The organism is Neobacillus novalis NBRC 102450, from assembly GCF_001591805.1.
Taxonomy (GTDB): Bacteria; Bacillota; Bacilli; order Bacillales; family Cytobacillaceae; genus Neobacillus; species Neobacillus novalis.
Map to the genome: position 1 here is coordinate 1 of NZ_BCVP01000003.1, position 26,896 is coordinate 26,896.

Genomic DNA, 26,896 nt, shown 5'->3' on the forward strand with positions numbered 1-26,896 from the left:
TTTGCGAATCTGATGGTTTTATTTGCGAATCTGATGGTTTTATTTGCGAATCTGATGGTTTTATTTGCGAATCTGATGGTTTTAATTGCGAATCTACTTGATTGTGATTCGACAGGGATTCCCTTCTTAACAAACTTCCACCTCTAAACCAGCACTTCCCTGAAATTTGGATTATTAATCTCAAAATTAATTGGAAATCCCGAAAAAAGATATTTTTTCTCACAAATTGCATAGACGATACTTAAATCACGTCCCAAGTGTCGATTTTTCACTTGGGACTTTTCTAATCGCCGTATTATTGCCAATTTACAGGGTCTTTCCTCCACAAAAGCAGGCTTTCTTGATCATCTGCGCTGACATATCCAGCTGAAATGGCTGCCTCGATTAACGCTGGAAAATCGGTTAGTGAAAAACTGTCAATTTCTGCTTCTTGAAGAAGCTGTTTTCCTTTTTCAAGCCCATATGTAAAAATTGATACTACTCCCAGCACTTCACAGCCAGCATCCCGTAAGGCTTGAACTGCTGTAATTACACTGCCGCCGGTTGAAATTAAATCTTCGACAACGACAACCTTCTGACCTTGTTCAACCTTGCCTTCAATCTGATTCCCCTTGCCATGCCCTTTCGCTTTCGAACGTACATAGCACATCGGCAAGTTCAACAGCTCACTGACCCAGGCTGCATGCGGAATCCCTGCGGTTGCTGTTCCGGCAATAACTTCAGCTTCCTTAAAGTGTTCAAGGATCAGTGTTTGTAATCCCGCTGCTATTTCCCGCCTCACTTCTGGGAATGAAAGAGTCAGGCGATTATCACAATAGATCGGTGATTTTAACCCTGATGTCCAAGTAAAAGGATCCTGTGGTCTCAAGGCTACCGCATTGATTTCTAATAGTTTTTCGGCAATTTTGTGTTTCATTAATAGTCCCCTTTCCATGCATTCATCCATTTTTCATAGCTCTCTACTGGGTCAGCTGACCGTGTAATTGAGCGTCCGACAACTATTGCACTTACTCCTGCATCTCTTGCATAATCTGGGGTAGTTACGCGCTTTTGATCATCAATTTGATCAGACTTCATCCTGATTCCCGGGCAAACGGTTAAAAATGACTGCCCAACCTTTTTCCGAATAGCATCAGATTCCCACGCCGAGCATACGACCCCATCTAACCCAGCATCTTTTGCTAACGAAGCATAATGGAGCACAGATTCGTCCAATGCGACGGGAATCAGCTGTTCTTTATTCATCTGTTCTTGCGAAGTACTTGTCAATTGCGTAACAGCGATACACCTAGGGCGCTTTCGACCAGCAGCTGTTCCTGCCTCTAATCCTTCTAATGCTTCACGCATCATTTCTTTCCCCCCTGCGGCATGAACATTGACCAAATCACATTCCAATCGCGCCAGTCCTTTCATTGCACTTTTTACGGTATTCGGAATATCATGAAGCTTTAAATCTAGAAAAAGCTGATGCCCTCTAACTTTCAAATAATCAACGATTGCCGGACCTTCCTGGTAAAATAATTCCATGCCTACCTTTAGAAAAAGCTGCCTATCTTCAAACGGTGTCAAAAATCGGCCAACCTCGCTGATGTCAGCAAAATCAAGCGCGATAATGAGCGAATGGTTCATGCTGTTTCCAGCTCCTTCCCTTGCATTCACTGATGTGTTCGAACCCTAATTTTTCTAAAATCGGCGGCAATTCCTCAATGATAGTTGGGCAAACAAATGGATCGACGAAATTCGCTGTCCCAACTGCCACGGCACTTGCACCTGCGTAAAAATACTCGACGACATCCTCAGCCGATTGCACACCGCCCATTCCGATAATCGGCAGTGAAACGGCCTGGCTTACCTCATAGATCATCCGAATCGCCACCGGCTTAATCGCTGGTCCAGATAGTCCACCGGTCCTGTTTGCTAAAATCGGCCTTCCAGTTTTTAAATCAAGTCTCATGCCGACAATTGTATTAATCATCGTTAAACCATCGGCACCGCCTTCCTCAACGGCCTTGGCCATCTCGACAATATTCGTGACATTCGGTGAGAGCTTCACATAAACAGGAACCTCAGATACCTCTTTCACCTTCCGGGTCAATTGCTTCGCTACCTCAGGAATCGTTCCAAAGGCAATGCCTCCTGTCTTGACGTTTGGACAAGAAATATTTAATTCCAATGCGTGAACATTCGCAGCCTTCGAAATTTCGCTTGCAACCGCCACATAATCTTCTTCAAGTGAGCCGGCAACGTTCGCAATAATTGGAACATCAAATTGTGATAACCACGGTAACTCCTTGGCGATTACTTTTTCTAAACCAGGATTTTGCAAACCAATGGCATTGAGCATGCCGGCATCCGTTTCAGCAACTCGTGGTGTGGGATTGCCGAATCTCGGTTCAACTGTCGTTGCTTTAATCATAATCGCTCCTAGGACACTTAAATCATAAAATTGGCTATACTCCCGCCCAAACCCAAAGCAGCCTGAGGCAGGCATAATTGGGTTTTTTAGGTTTAAACCCGGTAATTCTACATTCAAACGGCTCATATCACTACCTCACCGGCACGGAAAACAGGTCCGTCACTGCAGACTTTTTTATAGGAAACGCCTAAAGGGTCGTCTGCCTTTTTACAGACGCAGGCAAAGCACGCCCCGATTCCGCAGCCCATTCGTTCTTCTAATGATAAAAACATCTTTTTATCTGAATAGTGTTGTTCAAGTGCTTTTAACATTGGGGTTGGGCCGCATGCAAAAATACAATCAAACCTTAATCTATCCACTACATCCGTTACAAAGCCTTTTGCCGCGTAGGTACCATCAACCGTTGCAACGTACGTTTCGCCATTTTTCAAAAATTCCTGTTCGTAAAATACCGTTGATTTGGTTTGAAAACCGAGGACATGAATAACATTACAGCCTTTTGCTGCCAATTGCTTCGATAGTTCATAAAGTGGCGGAACACCGATTCCACCGCCGACGAGCAACGCTGTTTCACCACTGCTTACCTCCTCAATAGGAAAACCGTTTCCAAGCGGGCCAAGGATATCAAGCTCCATCCCCGGCACCATTTTGGCAAGCAATGCGGTCCCCTGCCCTTCCTTACGATAAATCATCGTCAATTGCTTAGTCGCTTTATTAAAGGAAGAAATACTAATCGGTCTTCGTAAAAGGGGGCCCCATCTGTCTGTGACCCGAATATGGACAAACTGGCCTGGAGCATTGATTTGACTAACCAATTCCCCCTTAACTGACAGTTCAAAAATGTCCTCAGCAATTTCCGTTTGGCTGATGATCCGGCAAAACTCCTTTTGCATCATTTGATGACGGCCTCCTTTTCAGCTCCTTCAATCGCTTCCGCTGAAAAATTCATCGATTCGATTACTTTTAAAATCGCATCTGCGGTGTCTAAGGAAGTTAAACATGGAACTCCGTTTTCAACAGCTTCTCGACGGATTCTAAAACCATCTCTCTCCGGCTGTTTCCCTTTTGTCAGCGTATTGATAATGAATTGAACCTCACCTTGCTGAATCACATCTAATAAGGTCTGGCCTTCAGAGCCAATTTTCCCAACAACATTTACCTTCAAACCGGCAGATTCCAAGACTGTGGCCGTCCCGATTGTGGCCATTAACCGATACCCATTTACAGCAAATCTTTCGGCGAGTTTTAATGCTTCTTCTTTATCTTTATCCGCAACGGTGAACAAGACAGTACCAATCCTTTTAATATTCATTCCTGAGGCAATCAGCCCCTTATATAGAGCCTTTTCGAGAGTATGATCCTTGCCCATTACTTCACCGGTTGATTTCATCTCCGGTCCTAAAGTAATATCGACACTTTTCAGCTTAGCAAACGAGAAAACGGGAACCTTGACATAAACGCCGCTTTTTTCCTCAAGAAGCCCCGGCTGGTATCCTTGTTGTTCAAGCGAAATTCCTAAGATTGCCTTTGTTGCAATCTTTGCCATTGGCACATTGGTGATTTTACTTAAAAACGGCATCGTCCTGCTTGAACGTGGATTCACTTCAAGAACATAGACTTGATCACCAGATAAAACATATTGAATGTTTAATAGTCCGATAATGTTTAAGCCCCGCGCCAATTTTTCGGTATAGTGGGCAAGTGCTCGTTTCACATTCTCTGAAAGTGTCTGCGGCGGATAGACGGCAATCGAATCCCCGGAGTGGACTCCAGCCCGTTCAATATGCTCCATGATTCCCGGGATTAAGACCTGCTCCCCGTCACAAATAGCATCCACCTCAATCTCCTTTCCCGTTAAGTAGCGGTCAATCAAAACGGGGACTTCTGGATTAATTTTTACAGCATTTTCCATGTAATGAAGCAGTTCTTCCTTTTGATAGACAATTTCCATGGCCCGGCCGCCAAGGACGTAAGAAGGACGAACTAGTACCGGGTAGCCAATCTCCTCGGCAATGCTAACAGCTTCTTCGACCGATAAGGCGGTTTTACCAAGCGGCTGCGGAATGTTTAATAGTTCCAGCGCTTGTTCAAATTTATCACGATTCTCTGCCCGGTCTAAATCCTCTAAGCTTGTTCCTAAAATTTTCACACCATTAGCGTGAAGCCCTGCTGCCAAATTGATCGCGGTCTGGCCGCCGAACTGGACTACGACCCCAATTGGCTGTTCAAGGTCAATGATATGCATGACATCCTCAAGTGTCAACGGTTCAAAATAGAGCTTATCGGAGATACTGAAATCGGTTGAGACGGTTTCCGGATTGTTGTTAATAATAATTGCCTCATAGCCTGCTTCTTTAATGGCTTTTACTGAATGGACGGTAGCATAATCAAACTCGATCCCTTGGCCGATTCGAATGGGACCAGAGCCAAGCACAATCACACTCTTCTTGTCTGAAACAACGGATTCATTTTCCTCTTCATACGTCCCATAGTAATACGGAGTTTCACTCTCAAATTCAGCCGCACATGTATCGACCATTTTGTAGACCGGGATTAGACCTAAGTCCTTGCGTAATTGATAAACCTGAGATTCAGAACGATTCCAAAGCTCAGCAATTTGTTTATCAGAAAAACCCTTTTGTTTTGCTTCTTTCAGAAGTTCACTGTCATTTGGGCGGGCAGCAAGCAACGCTTCAAGTTCAATGATTCCGGCCATTTTCTTTAGGAAAAATAGATCAATTTTACTCCATTGATGAATGGTTTCAATCGAAGTTCCCCGCTTTAGAGCCTCCGCTATATAAAAGAGGCGCTCATCCCCGGCTTTTTGAATGCGTTTTTCAAGGAGCTCGTCATCAATTTCATCCGCATCGTTTAATTCAAAATGATGGACCCCAGCCTCAAGAGAGCGAATTGCCTTTAACAGTGACTCTTCAAACGTACGGCCGATTGCCATAACTTCACCGGTTGCTTTCATTTGCGTTCCAAGCGAACGGTTACCCGATTCAAATTTATCAAATGGCCAACGCGGGATCTTAGTCACGATATAATCAAGTGCCGGTTCGAAACACGCATATGTTTTTCCCGTAACTGGATTTAACATTTCATCGAGTGTTAACCCGACTGCGATTTTGGCAGCAAGCTTGGCAATTGGATAGCCGGTGGCTTTCGAGGCAAGAGCAGATGAGCGGCTAACCCTAGGATTTACTTCGATAATATAGTAATTAAAGCTATACGGATCTAAGGCCAGCTGAACATTGCAGCCTCCTTCAATGCCGAGAGCGCGAATAATTTTAAGCGATACATTCCTGAGCAGCTGATATTCGCGGTCGCTTAAGGTTTGACTTGGAGCGACAACGATGGAGTCACCGGTATGGACACCAACAGGGTCGATGTTTTCCATGTTACAGACGACAATCGCGTTATCATTGGCATCTCGCATAACTTCATATTCAATTTCCTTATAGCCAGCGATGCTTTTTTCTAGCAAGCATTGATGTACCGGACTATTTTTCAAACCGCCCGTAACGATTTCTTCAAGTTCTTCCTCATTACGGCAAATCCCGCCGCCGGTTCCGCCAAGTGTAAAGGCTGGGCGGACAATGACCGGAAAGCCAATTTTTTCAACGAAAGCTTTTGCTTCCGCAATTTCATGAATAATTTCACTATCGGGAACAGGTTCATTTAGCTCCTTCATTAAGCTCCGGAATAACTCGCGGTCCTCTGCTTGATTAATGGCCGCAAGCTTTGTGCCTAAAATTTCAACTTCACATTCTTTTAATACGCCTGAATTTGCCAGTTCTACGGCAAGGTTTAGCCCCGTTTGGCCGCCAAGAGTGGCTAGTATTGCATCAGGGCGTTCTTTCCGAATGATTCTGCTGACAAACTCGACAGTTAACGGTTCGATATATACGGCGTCAGCGATTTCTGTATCGGTCATGATTGTTGCTGGGTTTGAGTTTACGAGGATAACACGATAGCCCTCTTCCTTTAACGCGATACACGCCTGCGTACCGGCGTAATCAAATTCAGCTGCTTGACCGATGACAATGGGTCCGGACCCTAGTACTAAAATAGAGTTTATATTTGTACGTTTTGGCATATTGTCGTAACCTCCTGTTTTTCTGCTGCAATCATGGCAAGAAAGTGTTCAAATAAGCCGTTTGCATCCTCCGGTCCCGGCGATGCCTCAGGATGATATTGAACGGTAAACGCAGGATAGTCTAAATGTTTTAGCCCTTCGATTGTCCCATCGTTCAATGCTGTATGGGTGATTGTTAATCTCGTTTGATGTAAGGATTCTGTTTCTACTGTGTGTCCATGATTTTGTGAAGTAATTGCAATTTTTCCTGTCGCCAGCTCCTTGACAGGATGGTTGGAACCACGGTGGCCATATTTCATTTTTACCGTGTTTGCTCCGCACGCCAAAGCAAATATTTGATGTCCAAGGCAAATACCAAATATCGGAATGACCCCTATCACTTGTTTAATCATATGAATGGCTTCGGGAACATCCTTCGGGTCGCCTGGCCCATTTGACAGCATGATCCCGTCTGGACGAAGTCGGAGAATTTCTTCGGCAGTCGTATGATACGGAACAACAACAACATCACAGCCGCGCTTGTTTAATTCTCTTAAGATACCATGCTTCATCCCCAAATCAACGAGAACAATGCGTTTCCCGCGGCCAGGGCTTGGATAAGAATTTTTTGTTGATACTGTTCTTACTTGGTCGATTGGGAGTCTTGTTTGCCGCAGCCTGCTGACCACCTCATATGGATCGCGGTCAATACTGCAAATCGCCCCTTTTAATGTTCCATACTGACGGATAATCCTCGGTAGTTTTCTCGTGTCAATCCCTGCAATTCCGGGGATTTTTTTCATTTTAAAATATTCATCAAGGGTAAATTCGCTGCGCCAGTTAGACGGAAAGTCCGTCACTTCCTTTACAATAAATCCCTTTAAAGCCGGATTGATGGATTCAAAATCATCGCGGTTAATTCCATAGTTTCCAACTAGCGGGTAGGTAAGCATGACAATTTGCCCGCAATAAGATGGATCAGAAAGGATCTCCTGATAGCCAGTCATTCCCGTATTAAAAACGACTTCGCCCATTGTATCCATATGACTGCCAAAACCGTCTCCGATAAACACCGTGCCCTCTTCTAAAATAAGCTGTGCCTTCATGCTGTCACACATCCTTTTTCCCAAACGATCTCCCCATTTACGATTGTCATCTCCGGCCAGCCTTTACAATTCCAGCCTGTAAATGGAGTGTTTTTTCCTTTGGAAAAAAATGCGTTCGGGTCAATCTCTCTTTCTTCATTAAGATTTAAAAGGACAAGATCTGCTGGCGCTCCGACTTTGATTTTTCCATATGGAAGAGCAAAGCTTTCTGCCGGTTTCGTCGTTAAAAAGCCGATTAATTCTTCAAGTGAGATAATATTGTTTACTACTAAATGTGTATATAGGAGCGGAAAAGCTGTTTCTAATCCGACAATCCCGAATGGTGCCAATTCCATCCCTTCGCTTTTCTCTTCAGGTGTGTGCGGGGCATGATCAGTGGCGATGAAATCAATTGTGCCATCCAGCAGGCCTTCGATTAAGGCAGCCCGATCAGCAGCATCTCTTAGCGGCGGATTCATTTTATAGTTAGCGTCAAGTCCTGGAATATCCTCTTCAGTTAAGATCAGATGGTGCGGCGTGACTTCCGCTGTTACCTTAATTCCTGCACGTTTCGCATCCCTGATTACCCTGACAGATTCCTTCGTGCTGACATGGCAGACATGGTAATGACAATCCGCGGATTCAGCGAGCAGGACATCTCTGGCAATCTGAACAGCTTCACAAATTGATGGGATTCCATGTAAATTATTGCGCTTTGCAAATGCCCCTTGATGGACACAGCCATTATTAATCAGGCTGTTATCTTCACAATGGGCAACCACCGCCATATTAAGAGCTGCCGCTTTTTTCATCGCCTTAAGCATCATCCCAGCCGACTGCACCCCTACCCCGTCATCGGTAAAGGCAAACGCCCCAGCACTTTTCAACGCTGCAAAGTCCGTCAATTCCTGACCAAGCTGTCTCGTCGTAATCGAGGCATACGGTAAAACCCGCACATAAGCAGTCTCCTGAATCCGCTTTTGCAAGTCCTCCATGTGGTTTAAGGTGTCAGGCACCGGTCTCGTATTCGGCATGGCTGCCACAGTTGTAAATCCCCCCCTAGCTGCAGCTAGGGTTCCGGTCGCAATTGTCTCTTTCTTTTCTCCGCCGGGCTCGCGCAGATGGACATGCAAGTCGATAAATCCCGGTGAAACCAACATTCCCGGCGCATCCACTTTTCGGTCAACTTCCGCTTCAATCTTCTTTTCTATTTTCGTAACAATCCCGTTTTCTATTAAAATATCAGCCGAATTTTTTTCTCCGTTAGATGCTATGTAATTTGCGTTCTGAAGAAGCAGTTTCATATTGATTTCCTCCCATTAAACTCTCAATTGACCGTTTTAAGGCCGCCATTCTGACATAGACACCGTTTTCCATTTGCTTAAAGATTCTTGAACGTTTGCATTCTACTAAGCTATCAGCAATTTCTACATTCCGGTTTACAGGAGCGGGATGCATAATAATACTGTTAGGCTTCATTTGCTGTTCCCGCTCTAGCGTCAAGCCATACTGGTGATGATACTCGGAAGCTGTAAAGCTTCCCGTCTTTTGATGCCGTTCATGCTGGACTCTTAGCAGCATGACCACATCCGAGGATCTGACGGCTTCGTCAATCGGTCTAAATCTTGCAGAATTTAAACTATGGTAGTCAAACCATTCCTCCGGTCCAGAGAAAATAACTTCCGCACCAAGTCTAGTTAAGGCATCGGCATTTGAATGTGCCACCCGGCTGTGACTGATATCGCCAATTATCGCAATTCTTAAGCCCTCAAACCCGCCAAATTCCTGCTGAATTGTCATAAGATCAAGGAGCGACTGCGTTGGATGGTGTCCGCATCCATCGCCTCCGTTTAAAATTGGGATATTAATTTTTCCAACCAATTCATCAAAATAACGATCCTGCCCGTGGCGAATAACGATTGCATTGACACCGATCGCTTCCAATGTTTTGACCGTATCATAAAGTGTTTCTCCTTTTTGGACACTTGAGGTTTCCACTTCAAATGGAATGACCCCAATGCCTAACCTTCGTTCCGCCACCTCGAAACTGCATTTAGTTCTTGTACTTGCTTCAAAAAATAGGTTTGCGGTAAACATTTGCTGTGCCGGTCTCCAGACCATTCCTTCCGAAAACCTTCCCGCATCCTCAAGTAGTTGATAAATTTCCTCTACCTTTAATTCATTCGTGGTTAGTAAATGGTGCAGCATCGCTTCCACATCCTTTCTTAGCATTAAAAATGCACCCTGAAATCTCCTTCAGGGTGCATTGAATCAAAGCTGAAACCACCTGGTTCAAGCTAAACACCCTTCTAAGCCTCTCTGGACTTCGTTAAAAGGTAACTATATTATGCTGTTTTCTTGTTTTTATCTACTTCTGCATCAAACATACTGCCACTTACTGGCTGTCTGCCCGGAAGGATGAGGTTTAAAACAACACCCAAAATGGCGGCTAACGCCATCCCTTGAATTTGGATATCTTTAAATGGCAGCTTAAGAATAGCTCCGCCAAGTCCAACGACAAGAATTACTGATGAAATGACCAGATTTCGTTTATCATCAAAATCAATTTTACTGTCAACTAACATCCTTAGCCCTGATGAGGCGATTATTCCAAACAATAGGATGGAGACACCACCCATAACTGGGGTTGGAATCGTTTGGATTAATGCTGTTATTTTTCCAATAAAACCGAAGATGACCGCTAATACTGCTGCGCCTGCCAGTACGTATACACTGTAGACACGGGTAATTGCCAAGACGCCAATATTTTCACCGTAGGTTGTTTTTGGAGGACCGCCTACTAAAGCTGAAACAATCGTTGCTGTCCCGTCCCCAAGGATAGAACGATGTAACCCTGGTTCCTTAATGTAATCACGTCCTACTACCTTACTAAGGATTAACTGGTGGCCGATATGTTCGGAAATCGTTACCACTGCGACAGGTACCATTAACCAGAAAATGTCCCATGTGACTTTTACCTTATAGCTGACAAATGGGATGATAAATTCCGGCATTTCCAACCAATCGGCTTTCAATACTGCCGTAAAATCAACGATTCCCACCATTAATGCGTAAATATATCCAACAATTATTCCTGCTAATATCGGGATCATGCTAAATATTTTTTTGGCAAAAATCGAGAAAATTATGGTCGCAGCAAGTGTGACCAAGGCAGCAGAGAAGTGGATCACGCTATATTCCCCTGCTGTATTATTCATTGCCATTCCCACCGCTGTCGGGGCAATGGACAAGCCAATAACAATGATAACCGGTCCGACTACAATTGGCGGGAGCAGATTCATAATCCAACGATATCCCCCCTTACTAATAATCAGGGCAATCATCCCGTAGACGAGTCCTGCCAGGAAGGTCCCTGCCATTGCTGCACCAGGTCCGCCTGCTTCATTGAGGAGTTTGATTGGGATTATATACGCAAAGGAAGACCCGAGATATGCTGGTACTTGCCATTTTGTAATCAGTAAAAATGCCAATGTCCCCAGGCCGCTTGAGATAAGGGCAATTGCCGGGCTTAAGCCGACAAGGTACGGCACAAGAATGGTTGCCCCAAACATGGAGAACAAATGCTGGATGCTTAATGTCAGCCATTGGTCTGGTTTTGGAATCTCATTTACGTCTAGGATGGGTTTGTTGTTCATTCTAATCTCCCCTGTTTTCTGGTTTATTTTTTTAATTAAAAAACCCTCTTTGTCCACTGGAGGCACAAAGAGGGTTTAGAAATTGCCGCACCTAAATAAAATGAGCGACACTTTCCCCTTTGTCAGCCTCACGGGACTGCTTTTAAAAGGGTAGCTATTTATTTTTCAAAGATACTTACTTGATCCACTTTATCTACTTCTGCTAATTCAACCACGATTTTTTCGTCACTTGATGTTGGGATGTTTTTCCCTACATAATCAGCGCGAATTGGAAGCTCTCGATGGCCGCGATCCACTAAAACCGCAAGCTGGATAGCTGAAGGCCTGCCAAGATCCATAAGGGCATCAAGTCCGGCTCTTACCGTTCTGCCTGTATACAATACATCGTCAACGAGAATGACCTTTTTGTTTCTGATTTCAACCGGAATATTTGACCCTTTTACAAGTGGTTCCTGATTCTCGGTTTTCTTCGTTAAATCATCCCGATAAAGAGTAATATCTAATTCACCAACAGGAACCGACTTTCCCTCAATATCAGCAATTTTTGAAGCAAGGCGATCGGCCAGATAAATTCCTCTTGTACGTATTCCAACAAGAACACACTCTTCAATACCTTTATTTTTCTCGATAATTTGATGGGCAATTCGGGTCAACGCCCTGCCAATTGCCTGCTCATCAAGAACAAGTGCTTTTTGCAAATCGCAACACCTACTTTCAAAAATAAAAAACCTCTCACCGATATTGGCGAGAGGTAGACAAGTTAATTTTAAGAATCAGGCATAACTAGCCTACATTCTTTAACCGTTTCCTTCTCAGCCTCACGGGACCGAATTAAAGGCATATTCAACTATCGTTATCTTACTGTAATTTTCGACAATCGTCAATTACTTTTTCGCAATTGCGCAAGCAAACGTTCGATATCATCTGGAAGCGGGGCCTCGAATTCTAAATATTCACCGGTTCTCGGGTGAATAAATCCAAGCACACCAGCGTGCAATGCCTGTCCGTCAATATCCAATGTTTTTTTCGGTCCATACTTTGGATCCCCGGCAAGCGGGTAGCCGATATATTTCATATGAACACGAATTTGATGGGTTCTGCCAGTCTCTAATTGACATTCTACAAATGTAAAGTCTTTAAAGCGTTCGATGACATGGAAATGTGTCACAGCATGTTTTCCATGATCAACGACTGTCATACTTTGCCTATCCTTTGTATCCCTGCCCAGCGGGGCATCTATGGTTCCAAAGTCATGTGGAATAACACCGTGAACAATCGCCATATACTTACGAGTAACAGTTTTCTCGACTAATTGATTAACTAGGCTTTCATGAGCCATATCGTTTTTAGCAACCATTAACAGGCCGGTAGTGTCCTTGTCAATTCGATGAACAATCCCAGGTCTTAACACCCCATTGATCCCAGATAAGTCCTTACAATGGGCCATTAAGCCGTTAACAAGGGTCCCTGTCAAATGTCCGGGAGCGGGATGAACCACCATCCCCCTAGGTTTATTGACAACCAAGACATCTTTGTCTTCATAATAAATTTCCAAATTCAACTCTTCAGGAATCACATCTAACTCTTCTGGATCCGGAATCGTGATTGCAATTTTATCATTTAAACTGCATTTATAATTGGTTTTAACCGTTTGTCCATTAACAAGGATATGCCCATCTTTAATCCATTGCTGAACTTGTGTTCGTGACCATTCTTCATCAAGCCCTGAGAGTACCTTATCGATACGATCTCCCTTTTGCTCCTCAAGAATGATGTGTTCCATTGTCTCCATTTAATTTCTCCTTTGATTCTCTTTCATCTAGCAGCATTTGAATCATCAACATAATTACACCAATCACTAAAGCCGAATCCGCAATATTAAAAACGGGAAAATTATAGCCAAAAATATAGGTGTGAATAAAGTCGACGACTTCTTTGTGAATCACACGGTCAATGAAATTTCCGATTGCACCGCCTAGCATAAAAGCAAGAGATACCCCAAGGAGCCATTTGCCCTTCGCTGCTTTATAGATATAATACATAATTGCGGCAATAACAACGATTGTAATAACATAAAAAAGCCACATTTGACCTTGTAAGATCCCCCATGCAGCTCCTTGATTGCGATGAGAAGTAATGTACAAAACATTATCAATAATCGGAATGCTTTCTCCTTGATGCATGTTGTTAACAATTAACCATTTCGTACTCTGATCTAATAAAATAACAAAAAGAGCGATTAAGTAGTAATAAAACACTAAGAAATACCTCCACATCAGCCAATATTACTTCTTAAGCATTTTAGCATACTTTTTCGCGAAACGACAATGAAACTTGATAAAAAAGACTAGTGAAGCGGTTTTTTGTAATATATTTCTAAATCATCGGAATCCTTTATAGATTTTAAGGTTGGAATTATTTTCAATAAATCATCTGGCAAAAACTCTCCGGAAATTTCACATAGTCCAAAATTCCCGCTTTTCATTTTTAGTAATGCTGCATCAATGTCAGCAAGTTCTTCTTTCAAAATCGATGTCAGCCAATCGGGCTTTTGTTTGTTTTTTAATGAATTTTCAATTTCTTTTTGGGTTTGACGGAGTTCCAAGAACAGCTCTTCCTGCATGGCATTCATAGTGCTATTACCTCCGTATTGTCATTTGTCTTATTATATCCGGCCAAGAATTACTGACACGGGAAAACATTTGACATCAACAACAACAATTAACGGAAGAGGATAATTAATGAAAAAGCCCCAAGCAATTAGCTTGGGGCCTCTTCTTATGCCAAGTGTGAATAATTCTCTTTTACAACTTCAGCACAACGCGGGCAAAGTGTCGGATGCGCTGAATCCTGACCAACTTCTGTTGAAACAATCCAGCAGCGGTCGCATGTTTCACCTTCAGCCTTTGTAATAACAATGGCTGCAGTTTCTAATTTCACAGCATTTTCAGGAGCTTCTTCGTACAATCCAGCCACTTCAAAGCCTGAAACGATAAACAGCTGTTTCATATTTTCTTCAATCGAAGCTAAAAGAGCCTTCGATTTATCATTAACATACAGTGAAACTTTTGCCGTTAACGATTTTCCAATAACTTTTTCATTTCGTGCTCCTTCGAGTGCTTTTAACACATCGTCACGAAGCTTCATGAATGCCGTCCATTTTTCTTCAAGGGCTTTCGCACCCGCAAATTCCTGATAGTCAGGAAGGTCGGTTAATTGGACACTTTCTTCAGTAACAGCAGGAATGAACTTCCATACTTCATCAGCCGTATGAGATAGAATTGGCGATACCAACTTTGTTAACGCAAGTAATGCTTCATATAAAACGGTTTGAATCGCCCGGCGCTCATGGTGGTCAACCGCTTCAATGTATAAAACATCCTTGGCAAAATCAAGATAAAATGCACTTAGGTCAAGTGTACAGAAATTATTGACCGCGTGATAAATACCTGCAAACTCATAGTTTTCATACGCATTACGTACATTTTTTATCAACTTATTTAATTTAACGAGCATAAATTGATCCACTTCACGTAAATCTTCATAAGCAACCCGATTCACTGCCGGATCAAAGTCAGCTAGATTTCCAAGTAAGAAACGGAAGGTATTACGGATTTTACGATATACCTCGGCAACCTGCTTCAGGATGGCGTCAGAGACACGAACATCTGATTGATAATCAACGGATGCTACCCAAAGGCGTAAAATATCGGCGCCCAATTGGTTCATGACCTTCGCAGGTACAACGACATTTCCAACCGATTTGCTCATTTTTCTGCCTTCACCATCAAGGGCAAACCCGTGGCTTAGTACTCCTTTATATGGCGCTTCACCGGTTACAGCAACAGCAGTGGATAATGACGAGTTAAACCAGCCGCGGTATTGGTCGGAACCTTCAAGATAAAGATCTGCAGGACGGACCAAATCCTCTCTCTCAACTAACACAGCTTGATGGGAAGAGCCAGAGTCAAACCAAACATCCATAATATCAGTTTCTTTTGTAAATGTTCCATTAGGACTTCCAGGATGGGTAAATCCTTCAGGAAGTAAATCCTTGGCTTCATGCTCAAACCAAATATTTGAACCATGTTCACGGAATAAATTTGACACATGTTCGATTGTTTCATCGGTAATAATTTCTTTGCCATTTTCATCATAGAAAACAGGGATAGGAACACCCCATACCCGTTGACGGGAAATACACCAGTCGCCACGGTCGCGAACCATATTGAATAAACGTGTTTCACCCCAGGCCGGCACCCATTTCGTTTCCTTCACGGCTTCCAATAGTTCATTACGGAAATCCTTAATGGAAGCAAACCACTGTGCTGTCGCACGGTAAATAACCGGCTTCTTTGTTCTCCAATCGTGCGGGTATGAGTGGGTAATAAACGAAAGCTTTAAAAGCGCTCCAGCTTCTTCCAACGCTTGTGTGATTGCTTTGTTAGCCGTATCGTAGAATAACCCTTCAAAACCTGGGGCTTCACTGGTCATAACCCCTTTATCATCAACAGGGCATAGAACATCCAGGCCGTATTTTTGACCAATATAGAAGTCGTCTTCCCCGTGACCCGGCGCGGTATGAACACAGCCTGTTCCAGCGTCTGTCGTAACGTGTTCACCTAACATAACTAAAGAGTCACGTTCATATAACGGATGTGCCGCAACAATCTGTTCTAATTCCGCCCCTTTGACCTTTTGGACAACCGCAGCATCCTCCCAGCCAATTTCCTTCGTTACTGCTTCAAGAAGGTCTTCAGCCACTAAGAATTTGTTACCATTTGCGGTAACGACCACATAGGTTAAGTCAGGATGAACAGAAATCCCTAAGTTTGCTGGAATCGTCCAAGGTGTTGTTGTCCAAATGACAATTTGCGTATCCGTATCAAGGACACCTTTCCCGTCTTTCACCTTAAAGCCAACATAGATGGATGCTGAACGTTTATCTTGGTATTCAATTTCTGCCTCAGCAAGTGCAGATTCACTTGAAGGCGACCAATATACCGGCTTAAGTCCTTTATAAATATAACCCTTTTTCGCCATTTCACCGAAGACTTTAATTTGTTGCGCTTCGTATTCCGGTTTAAGCGTAATGTAAGGATTTTCCCAGTCACCGCGAACACCGAGACGTTTAAATTGTGAGCGCTGATTATCAATTTGCTCAAGGGCATACTTCGTACAAAGCTCCCGGAATTCAGCCACCGTCATTTCTTTCCGTTTAACACCTTTATTGGTTAGAGCCTGTTCAATCGGCAGCCCGTGTGTATCCCAGCCTGGTACATATGGCGAATGGAAGCCGCTCATTGATTTATAGCGGACAATCATATCCTTTAAAATTTTGTTAAGCGCATGGCCCATATGGATATCCCCATTTGCGTAGGGTGGTCCATCATGGAGAACAAACATTGGACGTCCTTTCGTCCGTTCTTGCACCTTTTGATAAATATTCATTTCTTCCCATTTCGCCTGAACCTCAGGTTCTCTTTGCGGCAAATTGCCTCTCATCGGGAATTCAGTTTTCGGCATTAATAACGTATCTTTGTATTCCATTTTTTCTTCCTCCTGTAATCCTATCATCTAACAGAATAGCCATTAAGAACAATAAAAAAACCCTCTCATCCCAAAATAGGGACGAGAAGGTTTAATTCCCGCGGTACCACCCTGATAAATAGTATGAAATGAAACACACTATCCTCTTTACCATTCGTAACGTGAATAACACGCCTGATCCTACTATCCATTATGGAATTCGGTCCGGAACTCGAGGGTGATCTTCCAATTCTTCTGCTTTACCGGGCTTTCACCCTCCCCGGTTCGCTTTAGAAAGTATTAGAACAATTGTACTGTCCCTGTCATTGTCATGTCTGTCATATTAAACTTATTAAAAAATTATATGCGAAATAATGCCTATTCGTCAAGCTAAGGAATCTTCTTCTTGATGAATTTTCAACTCAGTTGCATCCACTTCATACTCTAATAAATGATCCCAATCATCTGTGCTCAGCATATCCAGCTGTGCTTCAATCAGCATTTTAAAACGAGTTCGGAACACTTTTGACTGCTTCTTTAAATCTTCAATTTCAAGGGCAATTTTCCGCGCTTTAGATAAGGATTCATTGACAATCCGGTCCGCGTTTTTCTCAGCTTCCTTAATAATCAGCTTTGCTTCCTTTTGGGCAATACGCTTTACATCTTCACCCGCCTCTTGGGCAATAATAATTGACTTGTTGAGAGTTTCTTCAATATTCACAAAGTGGCCAAGACGCTCTTTCATTTCATTCAAGCGTTCATCCATTTCCTTTTTCTCTCTAAGGACTAGTTCATAATCCTTAATGACCTGGTCAAGAAATTCGTTGACTTCATCTTCATCGTACCCACGAAAACCTTTATTAAATTCTTTATTATGAATATCTAACGGCGTTAACGGCATGATGCCACCTCCATACGAACTGTACTTTTATATGTATAAGGAAATATTCGACACGTTTTTCAATAATCCTGCACTAAAAATGAATTATTTTTGCTTTCCAACGATAATTCGCCATTTTTCTTTTTTGGTTTTTCCATCAATCGCGATCATTTTTGCTCTTCCATGACCGCGAACAGAAATCATATCGCCGATTTCACAAGAAAACGCCGGGTTTTCGGTTAATGTCCAGTTTACTTTTACAAGGCCCTGTTGAATAAAGGTTTGCGATTTTTGCCTGGATAGATGATATATACCGGAAATAACAGTATCCAGCCGTAAAGAAGATACTGTTAAATCATTTTCTAGCCATAATTCTTTTGCAGATATTGCCTCTCCGCTGCTTGTTTCAACTAACTTGACACCTGCCCTGCCAATTGATTCAAGATTGTTTTTAACATACTCATTAACTTCCTTAGCGGCAAAAAATTGTATTCTCTCATCCTTTATTAGGATGTCGCCAAATTTCCCCCGTTTTAACCCTAAGGACATCAGCGTTCCCAAAACCTGACGATGTTCAATTGTCACGAACTTCGTTGGATAGTGAATTTCGAAAAGGCTAATTTGAAAATCATCACCATTTGCAGTCAAATAATCAGGGTAGATGAAGGCTCTTTTTCGTTCTAAATCATGACTGCCGCCAAAAAGCTGATAGGACACATCGCCATTTTCGCCAATGAGCATTTTGAGAATATGCTGTTCCCTTGGGTCAAGAAAATCAGTCAGCTTTGGCGTATAGTGGGTCTCGACATAACTTTTCCACTGGACTACTTGGTCAATAAATTCCCGTTCTTCTGGACGGAAATGCTGATAAATGTTCATTAATTAACACACAACCTATGATTAAATTCTTAAACGAGCCATTGGTAAACTCTAGTAAGCCCGCTGTTTGCAAAGTTTAACACAAGGAAGGCAACAATTGGCGAAATATCCATCATCCCAATTGGTGGAATAATCTTTCGAAATGGTTCTAAATAGGGTTCGCAAATTCTCGCCAAAAATTGGCCAATCGCGGATTCCCTCGCATTCGGGAACCATGACATTAAAATATAGACAATTAATGCCCACGAATAAATTTGAATTACCTGTTGCAATAGACTAAAAACAAATGCCATTTACATTACCACCTCGTATTTTGATTATCAAGGTCAGGAATAAGGTCTGAAATATTCCCAGAAACCTCTACATTATCAGGCGCACATAAAAAAATACTTAAGCCGATTTTTTGAATGTCGCCGCCAATTGCATAAACAACGCCGCTGATAAAGTCAATAATTTGCCTGCCTTGTTCATTATCAATGCGCTGGAGGTTTATGACAACAGCGCGGCGACTTTTTAAATGGTCAGCAATATCTGTTGACTCCGAATACGAACGCGGTTCCACTAATATGACCTTTGAACCATTTGACGGATTTGTAGAACTTGATGATGACTTTGGGACACTTTGCAGGCTGATAACATTTTTGTTTTTAACAGGCGCCTGCTGCCTTTGCTTTACAGGTTCACTTGTTTCTACAAAATCATCATTATTATCATCATATTCATCATCTAAAAAGAAAAATGTTTTTAATTTCGATTTAATCGTCATTTTTTTCTCTCCTAACCATCTTCACCGACAAGTGCAGTACCTATTCTTACCATTGTTGCCCCTTCTTCAATCGCAATTGGAAAATCACCCGACATTCCCATCGACAGTTCCGTGCACGGAGCAAAATCTAAATTCCGGTCTTGTACTTGAGTGCGAAGTTCCCTTAATTTGCGAAAACAGTCACGAACAATTTGTTCATCCTTTGTGAGCGGAGCCATTGTCATTAATCCTTCAACACTTATATTATCAAAAGGCCGAAGCGATTCAATAAATTTAATTGTCTCTTCAGCCGATAATCCATGTTTGGATTCTTCATGTGAAACATTTACCTGCACGAGACATTTAATTTTATGGTCTGCACGTTTATTTATTTCTTCGGCAAGCGAAAGCCTGTCCAACGAATGGATATATTCAACCTTGTCAATAATATTTTTCACCTTACGTGTCTGGAGTGTTCCAATAAAATGCCAATCAGGCTTATCTCTTAATACTGACCACTTTGCAAGCAGGCCGTCATCGCGGTTCTCACCTAGATTCTTTATCCCTGCTTCAAACGCCTCAGAAGCCCTGTCAATGCTCACATATTTTGTAACAGCAATCAATTTCACTTCATCCGGGTTTCGATTCACTTTAAGACACGCTTCATTTATTTGTTGTTTAATTTGTTCAAGTTTGGCTGCTACTCTCATAAACGATCCGTAATCTCCTTCCAGCCGATAAAACTTAGCATTCTTCCAGTCCCGCCTTGGTCACGGCGGTGCGAGAAAAATTCCTCCTGGTTGCAGCTGGAACAAAATCCAGTCGAAAGAATATTTTGATTCGGTACTTCCGCTTCCAAGAGTATTTGTCTGTTTAATTCTCGTAAATCTAATGAATATTGACCTTCTTCAATTAAATTATATGGTAATCTGCCTTTATCTACTAGTGTATTTTCAACTAAGTTAATAATCCGTTCATCAACAAGATAACATTTTTCACAAATAGACGGCCCAATTGCGACAATAATCTCTTCAGGCTTAATCCCTTCCCTGCCCCATGCTTGGATCATTTCGTTTGCTATCTTTCCAACTGTCCCTTTCCAGCCGGCATGTGCCACCCCAATCATCTTTTTTTCAGGAGCAATAAAAAAAAGAGGGACACAGTCGGCAAAACAAAGCGTAAGCAGGATGCCCTCTTCATTCGTATAAAAACCATCAGTGCCTTTAAATGAATGTTCATAGGAATTGGACCCTTTTCCACGGTCTGCTTTTGTTATCTTTTTAACGGCAATGTCATGGGTTTGTTCGGCCCCCACCCAACAGTTTAGCGGGAATTCCAGCAGCTCAGCGACTTTTTCTCTATTTAAGCAGACGCTGCTTTTTTCATCGCCAACATGAAAGCCGAGATTCAGGGTTTCGAAACTCCCTTTGCTCTCCCCACCACGTTTAGTTGTTATACCGGCAGACAATCCCGGGAATTGCTTGGTCCAGCTCTCAATAGTTAAATAGGATTGATTTTTTAAAACAAAGGGCTCCATGTCAATACCTCTTGTATTTTTCTTTAGTTTACCATGAAATGCGAGAATGGTCACCGTAAAAGGTATTTGTCAAACCTCAGCCTCTTCAGATATTTTCTCTACACTTCCCCGATACCTGACCAAGATTACATCTTGACCTATTTTAATAATATTTTTCCAGGGAATAACGATATCTTCATCCTTTCCAAAAAAGCCTAATACTCTTCCGCTGCCAGAAATGACGACCGCTTCGATTTTCCCAGTCGTTAAATTAATTTCTATATCACCAATATTACCAAGCCGTTTGCCATCCGATACATTGACCACATCTTTTATCTGGAATTCGGAAATCTTCACCATATCCACCACTCCCAATTACATTACTATAAAAAATATATGACAGCACTTGGCGAATTAGTAAAAGAAAAATAAAGCTGTCCGGTTTGGACAGCTTTAACTTTGAATATTTTTATTCATTTGTCTAATGGCTGCTTTTTCTAATCGTGAAACCTGGGCTTGGGAAATGCCGATTTCATCAGCCACTTCCATCTGTGTTTTTCCTTGAAAAAAACGTTTCCGCAAAATTAATTTTTCGCGCTCATTTAATCTTCGCATACCTTCCTTTAGGGCTATTTCTTCAATCCAATGGATATCTTTATTTTTCTCATCACTTAACTGGTCCATTACATAAATTGGGTCGCCGCCATCATTATAAATTGGCTCAAACAATGACACCGGGTCCTGGATGGCATCAAGGGCGAAGACAATTTCCTCATGCGGCACTTCTAAGACCTTGGCAATCTCTTCAGCAGTCGGTTCACGTGAGGTTTCGCTCATTAATCGCTCCCTGACCTGAAGGGCCTTATAAGCGATATCCCTCAAGGAACGGGAAACGCGAATTGGGTTATTATCACGTAAGTATCTGCGAATTTCTCCAATTATCATCGGTACGGCGTAAGTGGAAAACTTTACATTTTGACCTAAATCAAAGTTATCAATCGATTTCATCAGTCCAATACAGCCAACCTGAAACAGGTCATCAACAAATTCACCCCGGTTGTTAAAGCGCTGAATCACACTTAGTACGAGGCGTAAGTTACCATTGACGAGCTTTTCCCGGGCAGATATATCGCCCTCTTGCATTTGCTTGAAGAGTATTCTCATTTCTTCGTTTTTTAAAACAGGAAGTTTTGATGTGTCCACACCGCAAATTTCAACTTTATTTCGAGTCAATCCTTTTCCCTCCTCACAGGAGCTGCTGTACAAAAAACAGTATTTCCTTGAGAAGGAAAAATATGCACCTGCCCACAACTCGGGACAGGTGCATAAATGTCGAAAAGTGCAATTAAATCGTGAGATAAAAGGGTTTTTTTAATGGAAATTTTTTTCTTTTTCCCGCTTCCGTTTATACCATTTTATTAAATTCTTTTCGTAACCGTTTAATAATTCTTTTTTCTAATCTTGAAATATAAGATTGGGATATACCCAGCATGTCTGCTACATCCTTTTGTGTCTTTTCTTCCCCGTTTGATAAGCCAAACCGAAGCTCCATAATTTGCTTTTCACGATCGGTAAGCTGATGCAATGCTTTTGTTAAAAGTTTCCTATCAACATTTGCTTCCAGATCCTTTGTAATAATATCATCATCCGTTCCCAAGACATCAGATAGTAACAGCTCATTCCCATCCCAGTCAATATTGAGCGGTTCATCAAAGGATACCTCTGATCTGATTTTATTGTTTCGCCGTAAGTACATAAGAATCTCATTTTCGATACATCTTGAAGCGTATGTAGCTAGTTTTATTTTTTTCTCTGGGTTAAAGGTATTAACCGCTTTGATTAAACCAATCGTGCCAATACTGATTAAATCCTCAATATTAATCCCCGTATTCTCAAACTTCCTGGCAATGTAAACAACCAGCCTTAGGTTTCGTTCAATTAAGATTGATCTCGCTGCCTTATCACCGCCAGGCAATTTTTTTAATAACAACTCTTCCTCATCTTTACTTAAAGGAGGCGGCAAGGCTTCGCTTCCGCCAATATAATAAACTTCATCCGTTTTTAAGCCCAATTTTATTAGTATTTTGTACCAGTAGTAGGATAAGCGAAGTCTCCATTTATTCATGTAAGTTCCTCCTTCTAAACTATGTTATTGTGTGGAAAAGGGGCGGAGCGGCGCAAAAGCTAATCAGTTTATCAAAGTTGTGTAGAATTTATACATTTTATACTTTCGATAAAGTGAGCCTTGCTCTGCTCACACCGCCTTTATTATGTTAGGTTAATTCTTTGAATGAGTCTTATGTCAATTGAATATAATGGTGAATAACGACATATTAGTTTCAAAAGTATAGTATTATTAACTTACCTTCACAGCCTCCTCTTGCTGCTTCATCCCGGTTAACATTTTTGGATGAACAATACATTGAAACGCATCATCAGCAGAAAGTTCCTTTATCGTAAAGGAGACAAGACCTTTTTCACATAAGTACTGTGAACCACTATGTTCGATTAAAATAAAATCGGGTTTGACGGCAATTATAAGCTGATGCTCTTGTCCTATCACACGGCATGGGACGATCCTGAGCCTATTTTGCCATTCGTCAGGAAATTCCTCACTTCCCGTGATTAGTGGTTCCGGATCGGCAGCCAGTCTTTTTATTGTTTCGGGGATTGTCTCGATTTGTTTTTTGATAGAAACAAACATGACTGGCAGCTTCGACAAAGGATCATATAATTGATTGCCGCTATCTATTAATCCTTTAAAAACTAAGCTTTCTCCCTCAATAGTCAACCTCACATTTACAATTTGTTCGAATTGAATTTTGGTCATTTCGATACTTTCTCCATTTTTTCTTGAGAAGTGCCAGGCAACCGGGAAACCAATCAGGACGAACAGCCAGCTAATTGGATCGCCAAATCCTTTTAAAACCTTTGTCGTCCATTCATAATCATATTGAATAAAGTAGTGAGCCCCCATGATGGCACCGCCTATAAAAAAAGTGGCAGCATAAAACGTCATTAATGCCTTCATAAAGAAGGTCAGCCGCTTATATCCAAAGGCAATCAATACCATCAAGATGGAACAGATAAGTTTGGAAATCGGATGGCTTGTATAGAGATTTAATGGTGTAAACGATAATAAAATAATCAACGAACCGGTAAATCCCCCGGCGAGTATTCTCCATAATCGAATGTTTCTTTTTAGAAAAATGGCTGTTAAATAAAGGAGTAGGCTGTCAAATAATAAATTCAATGCCCAGATAATATCTAAATAAACAACCAATCAGCTTCCTCCTTACTTCTGTTTACGAAAAAGTATAACGTACTTATGCGGCTGAAGTGTGTCACTTTCTGTAATCAAAAAAACAGAAATTTTCCCTATTCACAACGAATTTTGTCAAATTAAGAATAAATAAAGAAAACTCGCCGATTGGCGAGCCGTTAGGCGAAGACAGAGGCGTAGTTGCACTTATGCCTGATAGGAAAGTTATACTTTCCTATCAGCCAAAAAAGGCATAGCCCCATGGGACCATGCCTTAACTATTATTGATATTATCTTCTTCGATTTCGGTTGCGCAAGAAGGTTGGAATATCCAACGTCTCCTCTTGTGATACATTTGTATTCCGGACTGGTTCTTGCGGAGTTTCTTCACGTTTGTGCTCCCGCTTGACAGGTCCGGTAGTCGGTTTAGCTTGTCCAAAAGACGGGCGCGTTACCTTTGGTTGTGAACCTTCTTCATTAAATCCTGTTGCGATAACGGTTACCACGATTTCATCTTTAAGATTTTCATTGATAACGGAACCGAAAATCATATTCACTTCTTGATCAGATGCACTTGCAACAATATCCGCAGCTTCCTGAACTTCATACAGACTTAAATTTGTACCGCCTGTAATATTCATTAGCACACCCTGCGCTCCATCAATGGACGTTTCTAATAAAGGAGAGCTAATCGCTTTCTTCGCTGCCTCAGCAGCACGATTTTCGCCGGAGGAAACGCCAATTCCCATTAAGGCAGAGCCTTTGTTAGACATGATTGTTTTCACATCGGCAAAGTCCAAGTTAATAAGTCCTGGGACAGCAATTAAATCGGATATACCTGAAACCCCTTGGCGAAGGACATTGTCTGCTTCGCGGAACGCCTCTAGCATTGGCGTACTTTTATCAACGATTTCAAGAAGGCGGTCATTTGGAATTACAATTAGTGTATCAACGGCTTCTTTCATAGATCCGATACCGCCAGATGCTTGATTCGAGCGCTTTTTGCCTTCAAATGTGAATGGACGGGTAACAACACCAACCGTTAATGCACCGAGGTTACGGGCAATTTGCGCGATAACCGGCGCTGCACCCGTACCTGTTCCTCCGCCCATACCTGCCGTAACGAAAACCATGTCAGCGCCCCTAAGCGCTTCTTCAATTTGCTCTTTGCTTTCTTCTGCCGCTTTCTTACCAACCTCAGGATTAGCTCCAGCTCCAAGGCCGCGAGTCAGTTTAGAACCAATCTGCATTTTTACTTCTGCTTTTGAAAGATTCAAGGCTTGCGCATCCGTATTAACGGCGATAAATTCCACACCCTGAACGCCATGTTCAATCATTCGGTTTACTGCGTTATTTCCACCGCCGCCAACACCGATTACTTTTATTGTTGCAAGAGAATCTAAATTTGTATCAAATTCTAACATGACAAATCCTCCTAATTCGTCGATTTCCTTTTCGCTGAAATTATTCGAAAAAGTAACCAAGGAATTTTTTTACTTTTGATGACATCTTATCTTCCGGATGTTTTTCTACTTTTGCTTTAGGCTGCTGTTGCTTTGGCATTCTTTTTTCGGCCGGCTCTGACACCGCTGAAGTACCGCCGTTGGTTCCTCCAGGTAATCTAGTATTCTTGTAAGCATATTTAATTAAGCCAACCGCTGTTGTATATTGAGGTTCTCTTACACCAATGTAGTCAGGCGAGGCAATGCGGACTGGAGTTTGAAAGATATCCTGTGCAAGCTCCAATATTCCCTGCATCTTTGCTGTGCCGCCTGTTAAAACAAAACCACCTGGTAAATCTGTCACGCCTAAACGTTTCAATTCATGCGCGATCAATTCAAAGACTTCTTCCATTCTTGCTTCAATAATTTCAGAAACATAGAGCTGATTAAATTGCTGATGCTGATCGCTTCCGATAATTGGAACACTGAAGAATTCATCCTCAGAAGCATTGTCATAGAAGGCATGTCCATATTTTACCTTGATTTTCTCGGCATCCTCGGTAGACGTGTGCAGAACCTTTGAAAGGTCATTTGTAAGCAAATCTCCGCCAACGGGGATCACACTTGTCGATTTCAAAAATCCTTCCTCAAACAGTGCGATTGAGGTAGACCCGCCGCCGATATCAATTAAGGCTACACCGAGATTTTTTTCATCTTTGGATAAAGCATAATCACCTGCTGCCAGAGGCTGCAAAATAATATCTAAAATTTCAAGTCCAGCTCTTTCAACACATCGTAATGTATTAATGATTATCGATTTAGAGCCGGTAATAAGCGATCCTTCCATTTCCAAACGAACACCAATCATACCTCTTGGGTCATTAATTTCATCCTTACCATCTAAGATAAATTGTTTTCGAATGACGCCAATGTTTTCTCGTTCAGGTGGAATCGATCCGACATGGGAAGCCTCAATAACCCGAATGACATCTTCATTGGTAATTTCCCGATTTTGGCTGGAAACAGCTACAATACCGTGACATTGCTGGAGCATGACGTTGTTCCCGGAAATCCCGACCACTACTTCCCTAATCTCTGCCCCAATCATCCTTTCCGCCTGCTCAATCGCCCGCTTAATAGAATGAACGGTATCGTCCATGTCGACGATCGACCCTTTTCGTAAGCCTTCAGATTTCACATTGCCAACACCAATTATATTCAACGAGTCTTTGCCCGAGTCATTGACCATTTCCCCAATGATTACTTTTACACTGGATGTACCGATGTCAAGGCTAACATATATTTCATTGCTGTTCATTCTTTGGCACCTCCTTTAAATTTCCATAGGTCGAACAACAATTCCTTTTGTTCAATTAAATGTTTTCATAGTATTATCATATAAAATTAT

General features: G+C 42.0%; 26 protein-coding genes and 1 other annotated feature. All 26 genes read right to left on the reverse strand.

Annotation, left to right across the window (positions count from 1 at the left end; genetic code table 11):
- Positions 1-295: 295 nt before the first annotated feature.
- The gene (gene pyrE / locus BANVL01_RS00945; RefSeq protein WP_066085192.1) at positions 296-916 is read right to left on the reverse strand and encodes an orotate phosphoribosyltransferase; all 621 of its coding nucleotides are present in this window, start codon (positions 914-916) and stop codon (positions 296-298) included.
- The gene (gene pyrF, locus BANVL01_RS00950) at positions 916-1,629 is read right to left on the reverse strand and encodes an orotidine-5'-phosphate decarboxylase (RefSeq protein WP_066085189.1); all 714 of its coding nucleotides are present in this window, start codon (positions 1,627-1,629) and stop codon (positions 916-918) included. Before pyrF ends, pyrE begins: the two co-directional genes overlap by 1 nt.
- Entirely contained in the window at positions 1,601-2,542 is a 942-nt protein-coding gene (locus tag BANVL01_RS00955) for a dihydroorotate dehydrogenase (RefSeq protein WP_066085186.1), read from the reverse strand. Before BANVL01_RS00955 ends, pyrF begins: the two co-directional genes overlap by 29 nt.
- Positions 2,539-3,312 carry a dihydroorotate dehydrogenase electron transfer subunit gene (locus BANVL01_RS00960; RefSeq protein WP_066085183.1) on the reverse strand — a complete coding sequence of 258 codons (774 nt, stop codon included), beginning with the start codon at positions 3,310-3,312 and terminating at the stop codon, positions 2,539-2,541. Before BANVL01_RS00960 ends, BANVL01_RS00955 begins: the two co-directional genes overlap by 4 nt.
- Positions 3,309-6,515 carry a carbamoyl-phosphate synthase large subunit gene (gene carB / locus BANVL01_RS00965; protein ID WP_066085180.1) on the reverse strand — a complete coding sequence of 1,069 codons (3,207 nt, stop codon included), beginning with the start codon at positions 6,513-6,515 and terminating at the stop codon, positions 3,309-3,311. Before carB ends, BANVL01_RS00960 begins: the two co-directional genes overlap by 4 nt.
- Complete coding sequence (locus tag BANVL01_RS00970; RefSeq protein ID WP_066085178.1) at positions 6,494-7,600, reverse strand: carbamoyl phosphate synthase small subunit; 1,107 nt, start codon at positions 7,598-7,600, stop codon at positions 6,494-6,496. The genes carB and BANVL01_RS00970 overlap by 22 nt, the downstream gene beginning before the upstream one ends.
- Positions 7,597-8,883 carry a dihydroorotase gene (gene pyrC / locus BANVL01_RS00975; protein ID WP_066085172.1) on the reverse strand — a complete coding sequence of 429 codons (1,287 nt, stop codon included), beginning with the start codon at positions 8,881-8,883 and terminating at the stop codon, positions 7,597-7,599. The genes BANVL01_RS00970 and pyrC overlap by 4 nt, the downstream gene beginning before the upstream one ends.
- Entirely contained in the window at positions 8,843-9,784 is a 942-nt protein-coding gene (locus tag BANVL01_RS00980; RefSeq protein WP_066096320.1) for an aspartate carbamoyltransferase catalytic subunit, read from the reverse strand. Before BANVL01_RS00980 ends, pyrC begins: the two co-directional genes overlap by 41 nt.
- A gap of 140 nt (positions 9,785-9,924) precedes the next feature.
- The gene (locus BANVL01_RS00985; RefSeq protein ID WP_066085167.1) at positions 9,925-11,235 is read right to left on the reverse strand and encodes a solute carrier family 23 protein; all 1,311 of its coding nucleotides are present in this window, start codon (positions 11,233-11,235) and stop codon (positions 9,925-9,927) included.
- A gap of 158 nt (positions 11,236-11,393) precedes the next feature.
- Complete coding sequence (gene pyrR / locus BANVL01_RS00990; RefSeq protein WP_066085163.1) at positions 11,394-11,933, reverse strand: bifunctional pyr operon transcriptional regulator/uracil phosphoribosyltransferase PyrR; 540 nt, start codon at positions 11,931-11,933, stop codon at positions 11,394-11,396.
- A gap of 182 nt (positions 11,934-12,115) precedes the next feature.
- Positions 12,116-13,027, reverse strand: a complete 912-nt coding sequence (locus BANVL01_RS00995; protein ID WP_066085160.1) for an RluA family pseudouridine synthase — start codon at positions 13,025-13,027, stop codon at positions 12,116-12,118.
- Complete coding sequence (lspA, locus tag BANVL01_RS01000; RefSeq protein ID WP_235845453.1) at positions 12,999-13,493, reverse strand: signal peptidase II; 495 nt, start codon at positions 13,491-13,493, stop codon at positions 12,999-13,001. Before lspA ends, BANVL01_RS00995 begins: the two co-directional genes overlap by 29 nt.
- 89 nt (positions 13,494-13,582) lie before the next feature.
- The gene (locus BANVL01_RS01005) at positions 13,583-13,867 is read right to left on the reverse strand and encodes a hypothetical protein (RefSeq protein WP_066085152.1); all 285 of its coding nucleotides are present in this window, start codon (positions 13,865-13,867) and stop codon (positions 13,583-13,585) included.
- A 146-nt stretch (positions 13,868-14,013) separates the two neighbouring features.
- Positions 14,014-16,785, reverse strand: a complete 2,772-nt coding sequence (gene ileS / locus BANVL01_RS01010) for an isoleucine--tRNA ligase (protein WP_066085146.1) — start codon at positions 16,783-16,785, stop codon at positions 14,014-14,016.
- A 74-nt stretch (positions 16,786-16,859) separates the two neighbouring features.
- Positions 16,860-17,100: a binding site (T-box leader), on the reverse strand.
- A 49-nt stretch (positions 17,101-17,149) separates the two neighbouring features.
- Positions 17,150-17,665, reverse strand: coding sequence for a DivIVA domain-containing protein (locus BANVL01_RS01015; RefSeq protein ID WP_066085143.1), 516 nt, complete (start codon positions 17,663-17,665; stop codon positions 17,150-17,152).
- Between the two features lie 84 nt (positions 17,666-17,749).
- Positions 17,750-18,523 carry a YlmH family RNA-binding protein gene (locus BANVL01_RS01020; protein WP_066085140.1) on the reverse strand — a complete coding sequence of 258 codons (774 nt, stop codon included), beginning with the start codon at positions 18,521-18,523 and terminating at the stop codon, positions 17,750-17,752.
- A gap of 29 nt (positions 18,524-18,552) precedes the next feature.
- A complete protein-coding gene (locus BANVL01_RS01025; protein ID WP_066085137.1) occupies positions 18,553-18,816 on the reverse strand; it encodes a YggT family protein in 264 nt (87 codons plus the stop codon).
- Between the two features lie 5 nt (positions 18,817-18,821).
- Positions 18,822-19,289, reverse strand: a complete 468-nt coding sequence (locus BANVL01_RS01030; RefSeq protein WP_066085135.1) for a cell division protein SepF — start codon at positions 19,287-19,289, stop codon at positions 18,822-18,824.
- An 11-nt stretch (positions 19,290-19,300) separates the two neighbouring features.
- Entirely contained in the window at positions 19,301-19,978 is a 678-nt protein-coding gene (locus BANVL01_RS01035) for a YggS family pyridoxal phosphate-dependent enzyme (protein WP_066085131.1), read from the reverse strand.
- A complete protein-coding gene (gene pgeF, locus BANVL01_RS01040) occupies positions 19,975-20,805 on the reverse strand; it encodes a peptidoglycan editing factor PgeF (RefSeq protein ID WP_066085130.1) in 831 nt (276 codons plus the stop codon). Before pgeF ends, BANVL01_RS01035 begins: the two co-directional genes overlap by 4 nt.
- Positions 20,806-20,874: 69 nt before the next feature.
- On the reverse strand, positions 20,875-21,144 hold the full coding sequence (locus tag BANVL01_RS01045; protein ID WP_024026908.1) for a YlmC/YmxH family sporulation protein: 270 nt from the start codon (positions 21,142-21,144) through the stop codon (positions 20,875-20,877).
- A gap of 93 nt (positions 21,145-21,237) precedes the next feature.
- Positions 21,238-22,017 carry an RNA polymerase sporulation sigma factor SigG gene (gene sigG / locus BANVL01_RS01050; protein ID WP_040204876.1) on the reverse strand — a complete coding sequence of 260 codons (780 nt, stop codon included), beginning with the start codon at positions 22,015-22,017 and terminating at the stop codon, positions 21,238-21,240.
- A 172-nt stretch (positions 22,018-22,189) separates the two neighbouring features.
- Complete coding sequence (sigE, locus tag BANVL01_RS01055; RefSeq protein WP_066085127.1) at positions 22,190-22,909, reverse strand: RNA polymerase sporulation sigma factor SigE; 720 nt, start codon at positions 22,907-22,909, stop codon at positions 22,190-22,192.
- Positions 22,910-23,140: 231 nt separating this feature from the next.
- Positions 23,141-24,067: a sigma-E processing peptidase SpoIIGA gene (gene spoIIGA / locus BANVL01_RS01060; RefSeq protein WP_066085124.1), complete on the reverse strand. Its 927-nt coding sequence runs from the start codon at positions 24,065-24,067 to the stop codon at positions 23,141-23,143.
- Between the two features lie 269 nt (positions 24,068-24,336).
- Positions 24,337-25,470, reverse strand: coding sequence for a cell division protein FtsZ (ftsZ, locus tag BANVL01_RS01065; RefSeq protein ID WP_066085121.1), 1,134 nt, complete (start codon positions 25,468-25,470; stop codon positions 24,337-24,339).
- A 40-nt stretch (positions 25,471-25,510) separates the two neighbouring features.
- Positions 25,511-26,806 (reverse strand): cell division protein FtsA, encoded by a 1,296-nt coding sequence (gene ftsA, locus BANVL01_RS01070; protein WP_066085119.1) that lies wholly within the window; start codon positions 26,804-26,806, stop codon positions 25,511-25,513.
- Positions 26,807-26,896 lie beyond the last annotated feature (90 nt).

What these genes read in the sequence shown, in the direction of transcription:
- pyrE (WP_066085192.1), bottom strand. Translation starts at nt 916, where the DNA reads ATGAAACACAAAATTGCCGAAAAACTATTAGAAATCAATGCGGTAGCC.
- pyrF (WP_066085189.1), bottom strand. Translation starts at nt 1,629, where the DNA reads ATGAACCATTCGCTCATTATCGCGCTTGATTTTGCTGACATCAGCGAG.
- BANVL01_RS00955 (WP_066085186.1), bottom strand. Translation starts at nt 2,542, where the DNA reads ATGAGCCGTTTGAATGTAGAATTACCGGGTTTAAACCTAAAAAACCCA.
- BANVL01_RS00960 (WP_066085183.1), bottom strand. Translation starts at nt 3,312, where the DNA reads ATGATGCAAAAGGAGTTTTGCCGGATCATCAGCCAAACGGAAATTGCT.
- carB (WP_066085180.1), bottom strand. Translation starts at nt 6,515, where the DNA reads ATGCCAAAACGTACAAATATAAACTCTATTTTAGTACTAGGGTCCGGA.
- BANVL01_RS00970 (WP_066085178.1), bottom strand. Translation starts at nt 7,600, where the DNA reads ATGAAGGCACAGCTTATTTTAGAAGAGGGCACGGTGTTTATCGGAGAC.
- pyrC (WP_066085172.1), bottom strand. Translation starts at nt 8,883, where the DNA reads ATGAAACTGCTTCTTCAGAACGCAAATTACATAGCATCTAACGGAGAA.
- BANVL01_RS00985 (WP_066085167.1), bottom strand. Translation starts at nt 11,235, where the DNA reads ATGAACAACAAACCCATCCTAGACGTAAATGAGATTCCAAAACCAGAC.
- BANVL01_RS00995 (WP_066085160.1), bottom strand. Translation starts at nt 13,027, where the DNA reads ATGGAGACAATGGAACACATCATTCTTGAGGAGCAAAAGGGAGATCGT.
- BANVL01_RS01005 (WP_066085152.1), bottom strand. Translation starts at nt 13,867, where the DNA reads ATGAATGCCATGCAGGAAGAGCTGTTCTTGGAACTCCGTCAAACCCAA.
- ileS (WP_066085146.1), bottom strand. Translation starts at nt 16,785, where the DNA reads ATGGAATACAAAGATACGTTATTAATGCCGAAAACTGAATTCCCGATG.
- BANVL01_RS01015 (WP_066085143.1), bottom strand. Translation starts at nt 17,665, where the DNA reads ATGCCGTTAACGCCGTTAGATATTCATAATAAAGAATTTAATAAAGGT.
- BANVL01_RS01020 (WP_066085140.1), bottom strand. Translation starts at nt 18,523, where the DNA reads ATGAACATTTATCAGCATTTCCGTCCAGAAGAACGGGAATTTATTGAC.
- BANVL01_RS01025 (WP_066085137.1), bottom strand. Translation starts at nt 18,816, where the DNA reads ATGGCATTTGTTTTTAGTCTATTGCAACAGGTAATTCAAATTTATTCG.
- BANVL01_RS01030 (WP_066085135.1), bottom strand. Translation starts at nt 19,289, where the DNA reads ATGACGATTAAATCGAAATTAAAAACATTTTTCTTTTTAGATGATGAA.
- BANVL01_RS01035 (WP_066085131.1), bottom strand. Translation starts at nt 19,978, where the DNA reads ATGAGAGTAGCAGCCAAACTTGAACAAATTAAACAACAAATAAATGAA.
- pgeF (WP_066085130.1), bottom strand. Translation starts at nt 20,805, where the DNA reads ATGGAGCCCTTTGTTTTAAAAAATCAATCCTATTTAACTATTGAGAGC.
- BANVL01_RS01045 (WP_024026908.1), bottom strand. Translation starts at nt 21,144, where the DNA reads ATGGTGAAGATTTCCGAATTCCAGATAAAAGATGTGGTCAATGTATCG.
- sigE (WP_066085127.1), bottom strand. Translation starts at nt 22,909, where the DNA reads ATGAATAAATGGAGACTTCGCTTATCCTACTACTGGTACAAAATACTA.
- ftsZ (WP_066085121.1), bottom strand. Translation starts at nt 25,470, where the DNA reads ATGTTAGAATTTGATACAAATTTAGATTCTCTTGCAACAATAAAAGTA.
- ftsA (WP_066085119.1), bottom strand. Translation starts at nt 26,806, where the DNA reads ATGAACAGCAATGAAATATATGTTAGCCTTGACATCGGTACATCCAGT.